Here is a 5,869-nt window from a genome sequence, read left to right on the forward strand (position 1 = left end):
CATCAATACCTTCCTGTGACGTGAAGGTTGCTCACTTCCCGTAGGAGCGTGGCTCGTCGTGTGACGAACCACGCTCCTACGGGGGAGCGGAGGCAAGAAGTTCATTTTCATCGAGGACTGAAACATGGGTTGGCTGAACAACCAGATCGCCCTGGTCACCGGCGGCACCGGCGGCATCGGCAGCGCGGGGACCGCTTTGCGGTCCTTCGCGGTGGTTCGTCACACGACGAGCCACGCTCCTACGGGGGAGCGGAGGCAAGAAGTTCATTTTCATCGAGGACTGAAACATGGGTTGGCTGAACAACCAGATCGCCCTGGTCACCGGCGGCACCGGCGGCATCGGCAGCGCCATCGTGCGGCGCTATGTCGCCGAAGGCGCCCGAGTCGCCGTCATGGGCCGCGACGCCGCGCAACTGGCGGCGCTGTCCGCCGAGCTGGGCGATTCCATCATCACCGTGCAGGGCGACGTCGCGCGCTGGCAGGACAACCAGCGCGCCGTGGCGGCGACCCTGGAGGCCTTCGGCAGGCTCGACACCTTCGTCGGCAATGCCGCGGTGTTCGACTATTTCACCCGGCTCGACCGCATCGCCCCGGAAGACTTCGAGAAAGCCTTCAACCAGCTGTTCTCGATCAACGTCCAGGGCTATCTGCTCGGCGCCCAGGCGGCGACCGCGGCCTTGCGCGAAAGCCGCGGCAGCATGATCTTCACCCTGTCCAACAGTGCCTTTTACGCCGGTGGTGGTGGCATTCTCTATGTCACCGCCAAGCACGCCCTGGTCGGCATGATCCGCCAGCTGGCCTACGAGCTGGCCCCGGACATCCGCGTCAATGGCGTCGCCCCCGGTGCCACCAACACGCCGATGAAAAGCCTCGAAGGCCTGAACAGCCGCAGCGTGCCGCTGAACCAGATTCCCGGTTTCGAGACCGGTGCCGCCGAGGCGGTCCCGCTGCAGCGCATCGCCGAGCCAGAGGAGCACACCGGGCATTACGTGCTGCTGGCCTCGCGGGAGAATGCCGGGCTGACCACCGCCAACATCATCCACAGCGATGGCGGCTGGGAGATCCGCAGCAGCGGCGCGGCGAAACACCGCAAGACCTGATTGACCCTGCGTGCTCGACAAAATGAACAAGAGAGATGCGTGATGAGCGACAGAAGCCTTAGTGCACCGCAACAACACCTGCTGGCGCTGTTCGCCGGCCTCGAACTGCCGGTGCTGGCCGCGCCGATGTTCCTGGTTTCCGGGCCGCAGCTGGTCTCGGCCTGCTGCCAGGCCGGCATCGTCGGCAGCCTGCCGGCACCCAACGCGCGTACCGTCGAGCAGCTGGACGCCTGGCTCGGCGAGATCGTCGCCGAGCGCGAGGCCGCCCGCCTGCGTGGCGAAAGCCGCGCGCCGTGGATGCTGAACATGATCGTGCACAGCACCTACGACCGCTTCGACGCCGAGCTGGAACTGGTCAAGCGCTACCAGCCGCCAATCGTTTCCACCGCCCTGGGCAGCCCCAAGCGCGTGCTGGAGGCCGTGCACGCCTACGGCGGCGTGGTGATCGCCGATGTCATCAGCCCGGCGCTGGCGCGCAAGGCGGCGGACGCCGGGGTCGATGGCCTGGTCCTGGTGTGCAACGGTGCCGGCGGGCATACCGGCAACTACAACCCGTTCGCCTTCATCGGCGAAGTGCGGCAGTTCTGGGACGGCCCGCTGGGCCTGGCCGGGGCGATTTCCTCGGGTCGCGATATCCACGCCGCGCAGGTCCTTGGCTGCGACTTCTCGCTGGTCGGCACCCGTCTGGTCGCCGCCGCCGAAAGCCTGGTGGACGACGCCTACCGCGACATGCTGGTGGCCTGCGGGCTCGACGACATCGTCACGACCAGGGCGGTCAGCGGCGTGCTCGCCAACTGGATGCGCCCGTCGCTGGAACAGGCCGGGATCGACCCGAGCGCCGAGAGCCGCGCCAGCATCGACTTCTCCGGGAATATCGCCAGCGCCAACAAGGCCTGGAAACACGTGTGGTCGGCGGGGCAGGGGGTGGGGCAGATCACCCGGCGCTACAGCGTCGCCGAGCTGGTCGACGAGCTGCACCGGGGTTACCAACAAAGCCGCGCCCGCGCGCTGTAAAGGAGCATCGCCATGACTCATCCGTCCCTGCATGCCGCCGCCGAGGCCCTGGCCCGCGCGCGCGACAGCCGCACCCCGTGCCCGCGGGTTTCCGAACGCTTCGACATCCACAGCCTGGCCGACGCCTACGCCATCCAGGACCTCAACACCCGCGCCGCCCTGGCCGCGGGCCGCCGCCTGAGCGGGCGCAAGATCGGCCTGACCTCGCTGGCGGTGCAGCAGCAACTGGGCGTCGACCAGCCGGACTTCGGCATGCTCTTCGCCGACATGGAATACCGCGACGGCGATGCCATCGACAGCAGCCGCCTGATCCAGCCCAAGGCGGAGGGCGAGATCGCCTTCGTCCTCGGCCGCGACCTGCCCCAGGTCGACACCACCCTGGCCGAGCTGCTGCGCGCGGTGGACCATGTGCTGCCGGCGCTGGAGATCGTCGACTCGGCGATCGAGGACTGGAAGATCACCCTGGTCGACACCGTCGCCGACAACGCCTCGTCCGGCCTCTATGTGCTGGGCAAGACCCCGGTCAGCCTGGCCGGCCTCGACCTGGCCCTGGAGGGCATGCTCCTGGAGAAGAACGCGGCCCAGGCCGCCATCGGTCTCGGCGCGGCGTGCATGGGCAATCCGCTGGATGCCTGCCTGTGGCTGGCACGGACCATGGCCGCGGCGGGACGTCCGCTGCAGGCCGGCGATGTGCTGCTCTCCGGGGCGCTGGGGCCGATGGTCCAGGTCAGCGCCGGCGACAGCCTGCGCCTGCGCCTGACCCGTCTGGGCGAAGTGAGCTGCCGCTTTGTCTGAAGCCTGACCCGAGCCACGCCGGCCACCCGTGCCGGTGTACGTCACAACAATAAAACCAGTGGGCGGCGGGCATCTGGCCGGCCGGACCCACGAGGGCGTGCCATGTACGACATCTTCAACGACCCGACGCGGTTGGCGCCGGCGCACGTGCGCTGCGAGCCCGGCGCGGACGGCAGTTTCATCCTCAGCAACGCAGAAACCCTGCAACCCTATGCGCGCTGCATCGGCGAATGGCTGGAGCGCTGGGCCGTGGAGCGGGCGGACCATCCCTACCTGGCCGAGCGGCGCAACGGCGCCTGGTTCACCCTGACCTACCAGCAGGTGCGCCAGCGCGTCGGCGCGCTGGCCCAGGGCCTGCTGGAGCTGGACATCGCCCCGGGGCGGCCGCTGCTGATGCTCTCGGAAAACGATATCGACCAGGCCCTGCTGACCCTGGCGGCGATGCACGTGGGCATCCCGGTGTCCACGGTGTCGGTGGCCTATGCGCGCAATACCGCAGACGGCTGCGCCAAGCTCAAGGCCATCGTCGAGGTGCTCGACCCGGCGCTGATCTTCGTCAACGACGGCGATGCCTACAGCCGCGCCATCGAACTGGTCGCGCCGCGCTGCCCGGTGCTGGCGGCGCGCAACGCCCAGGAGCTTGCCGACGGCCTGGCCCTGCCGCTGTTGTACAAGGCGGAAAGCCCGGCGGTGATGCAGGCGTTCGCGCGCATCGACGGCGACACCCCGGCGCGCTACCTGCTGACTTCCGGTTCCACCGGCTCGCCCAAGGCGGTGATCAACACCCACGGCATGCTCTGCGCCAACCAGCAGGCCATCGCCCAGTGCTGGCGCTTCATCGAACGGATCGACGTGGTGGTGCTGGACTGGCTGCCGTGGAGCCATGTGTTCGGCGCCAACCACAACTTCAACCTGGTGCTGCGCAACGGCGGCACCCTGTATATCGACGACGGTCGCCCGTTGCCGGGGCAGATCGACCGCACCGTGGAGAACATCAAGTCGGTCAGGCCGACCCTGTTCTTCAACGTGCCGCGGGGCTACGAGGCGCTGCTGCCGTACCTGGAGCGCGACGAGGCGCTGGCGCGGGCGCTGTTCGGCCGTCTCGAACTGCTGTTCTACGCCGCCGCCGCGCTGCCGCAGAGTTCCTGGCAGCGCCTGTCCGCGCGGGCTGCCGAGGTGCGCGAAGCGCCGCTGTTCTTCGCCACCGAGTGGGGCTCGACCGAGACCTCGCCGGTGGTCACCAGCGTGCACTTCCCGCTGGACAAGGCCGGCAATATCGGCCTGCCGGTCCCGGGCACGCAGATCCGCTTCGTGCCCAGCGGCGACAAGCTGGAAATGCGCGTGAAGGGTCCGTCGGTATTCCCGCGCTATCTCAACGATGCGCAGAGCAGCGCGGCGGCCTTCGACGAACTGGGCTTCTACCGCATCGGCGATGCCGGGCGCCTGGTCGATCCCGAGCGGCCGGAGCTGGGCATTCTCTTCGATGGCCGGGTTACCGAGGACTTCAAGCTGAGCAGCGGCACCTGGGTCTCGGTCGGCACCCTGCGGCCACGCCTGGTCAGTGCCCTGGCGCCCTATGCCAGCGACTGCGTGATCTGCGGGCATGACCGCGACGTGATCGGGGCGCTGGTCTATCCGACCCCGGCGCTGCGCGAACTGCTGGGCAAGGCCGGGCAGGACATGAGCGGTGCCGAACTGGCCCTGCAGGCGGAAGTGCGCCTGGCCCTGTGCGCCGGCCTGCAGGCCCTGGCCCGGGACTTCCCGGCCTCCTCGCAGCATGTCGCGCGGCTGCTGATCCTCGACACGCCGGCGAGTCTCAACGACGGCGAAATCACCGACAAGGGCTACATCAACCAGCGCGCCGCCCTGACGCTGCGCGCCGAGGCGGTCCAGCGCCTGTACGCCGACACCCTCGGCCAGGACGTGATCCTGCTCGCCGAAGTCTACGGAGAAGCGGTATGAGTCAACGCAAGCTGAAAGTCGCCATCATCGGTTCCGGCAATATCGGCACCGACCTGATGATCAAGATCCTTCGCCACGGACAGCATCTCGAGATGGCCGTGATGGTCGGCATCGACCCGGCCTCCGACGGCCTCGCCCGTGCCGCGCGCATGGGCGTGGCGACCACCCACGAAGGTGTCGCGGGGCTGACCCGCATGGCTGAATTCGCCGAGATCGATTTCGTCTTCGATGCCACCAGCGCCGGCGCCCACGTGAAGAACGACGCCTTCCTGCGCTCGATCAAACCCGGCATCCGCCTGATCGACCTGACCCCGGCGGCCATCGGTCCGTACTGCGTACCGGTGGTGAACCTGGAGCAGAACCTCGGCCAGCTCAACGTCAACATGGTCACCTGCGGCGGCCAGGCGACCATCCCGATGGTGGCTGCGGTGTCGCGGGTAGCCAAGGTCCATTACGCCGAGATCGTCGCCTCGATCGCCAGCAAGTCCGCCGGCCCCGGCACTCGCGCCAATATCGACGAGTTCACCGAGACCACCTCCCGCGCCATCGAGGTGATCGGCGGCGCGGCCAAGGGCAAGGCGATCATCGTCATGAACCCGGCGGAGCCGCCGCTGATCATGCGCGACACGGTGTTCGTGCTGTCCGAGGCGGCGGACCAGGCCCGGGTCGAGGCCTCCATCGAGGAGATGGCCCAGGCCGTCCAGGCCTACGTGCCCGGTTATCGCCTGAAGCAGAAGGTGCAGTTCGAGCCCGTCAGCGAGCTGAAGATCCCTGGCCTCGGTCTGTTCAGCGGCCTGAAGACCTCGGTGTTCCTCGAAGTCGAAGGCGCCGCCCATTACCTGCCGGCCTACGCCGGCAACCTCGACATCATGACGTCCTCCTCGAAGTCGAAGGCGCCGCCCATTACCTGCCGGCCTACGCCGGCAACCTCGACATCATGACGTCCGCCGCCATGGCCACCGCCGAGCGCATGGCCGTGTCGATGATCGACGGCTGAG

Annotated in this window: 5 protein-coding genes; all 5 read left to right on the forward strand. The window is 68.2% G+C overall.

All coding sequences use genetic code 11. The annotated features are described in order from the left end of the window. Positions 1–287 precede the first annotated feature (287 nt). The 5 genes from hcaB (at position 288) to RTI28_RS30180 (ending at position 5,812) form a co-directional block, all read left to right on the forward strand. On the forward strand, positions 288–1,100 hold the full coding sequence (gene hcaB / locus RTI28_RS30160) for a 3-(cis-5,6-dihydroxycyclohexa-1,3-dien-1-yl)propanoate dehydrogenase (protein WP_316923888.1): 813 nt from the start codon (positions 288–290) through the stop codon (positions 1,098–1,100). 42 nt (positions 1,101–1,142) lie between these two features. Continuing rightward, on the forward strand, positions 1,143–2,114 hold the full coding sequence (locus RTI28_RS30165; protein WP_316923889.1) for a nitronate monooxygenase: 972 nt from the start codon (positions 1,143–1,145) through the stop codon (positions 2,112–2,114). Between the two features lie 6 nt (positions 2,115–2,120). Continuing rightward, positions 2,121–2,909 (forward strand): 2-keto-4-pentenoate hydratase, encoded by a 789-nt coding sequence (locus RTI28_RS30170; RefSeq protein WP_410479055.1) that lies wholly within the window; start codon positions 2,121–2,123, stop codon positions 2,907–2,909. Positions 2,910–3,011: 102 nt separating this feature from the next. After that, positions 3,012–4,871 (forward strand): feruloyl-CoA synthase, encoded by a 1,860-nt coding sequence (locus tag RTI28_RS30175; protein ID WP_316923891.1) that lies wholly within the window; start codon positions 3,012–3,014, stop codon positions 4,869–4,871. After that, positions 4,868–5,812 carry an acetaldehyde dehydrogenase (acetylating) gene (locus RTI28_RS30180; RefSeq protein ID WP_316923892.1) on the forward strand — a complete coding sequence of 315 codons (945 nt, stop codon included), beginning with the start codon at positions 4,868–4,870 and terminating at the stop codon, positions 5,810–5,812. Before RTI28_RS30175 ends, RTI28_RS30180 begins: the two co-directional genes overlap by 4 nt. Positions 5,813–5,869 lie beyond the last annotated feature (57 nt).

The organism is Pseudomonas sp. zfem002 (assembly GCF_032621685.1).
Taxonomy (GTDB): Bacteria; Pseudomonadota; Gammaproteobacteria; order Pseudomonadales; family Pseudomonadaceae; genus Aquipseudomonas; species Aquipseudomonas japonica.

Bases quoted from the DNA above. Each gene is read 5' to 3' on its own strand.
- hcaB (WP_316923888.1), top strand. From the start codon at position 288: ATGGGTTGGCTGAACAACCAGATCGCCCTGGTCACCGGCGGCACCGGC.
- RTI28_RS30165 (WP_316923889.1), top strand. From the start codon at position 1,143: ATGAGCGACAGAAGCCTTAGTGCACCGCAACAACACCTGCTGGCGCTG.
- RTI28_RS30175 (WP_316923891.1), top strand. From the start codon at position 3,012: ATGTACGACATCTTCAACGACCCGACGCGGTTGGCGCCGGCGCACGTG.
- RTI28_RS30180 (WP_316923892.1), top strand. From the start codon at position 4,868: ATGAGTCAACGCAAGCTGAAAGTCGCCATCATCGGTTCCGGCAATATC.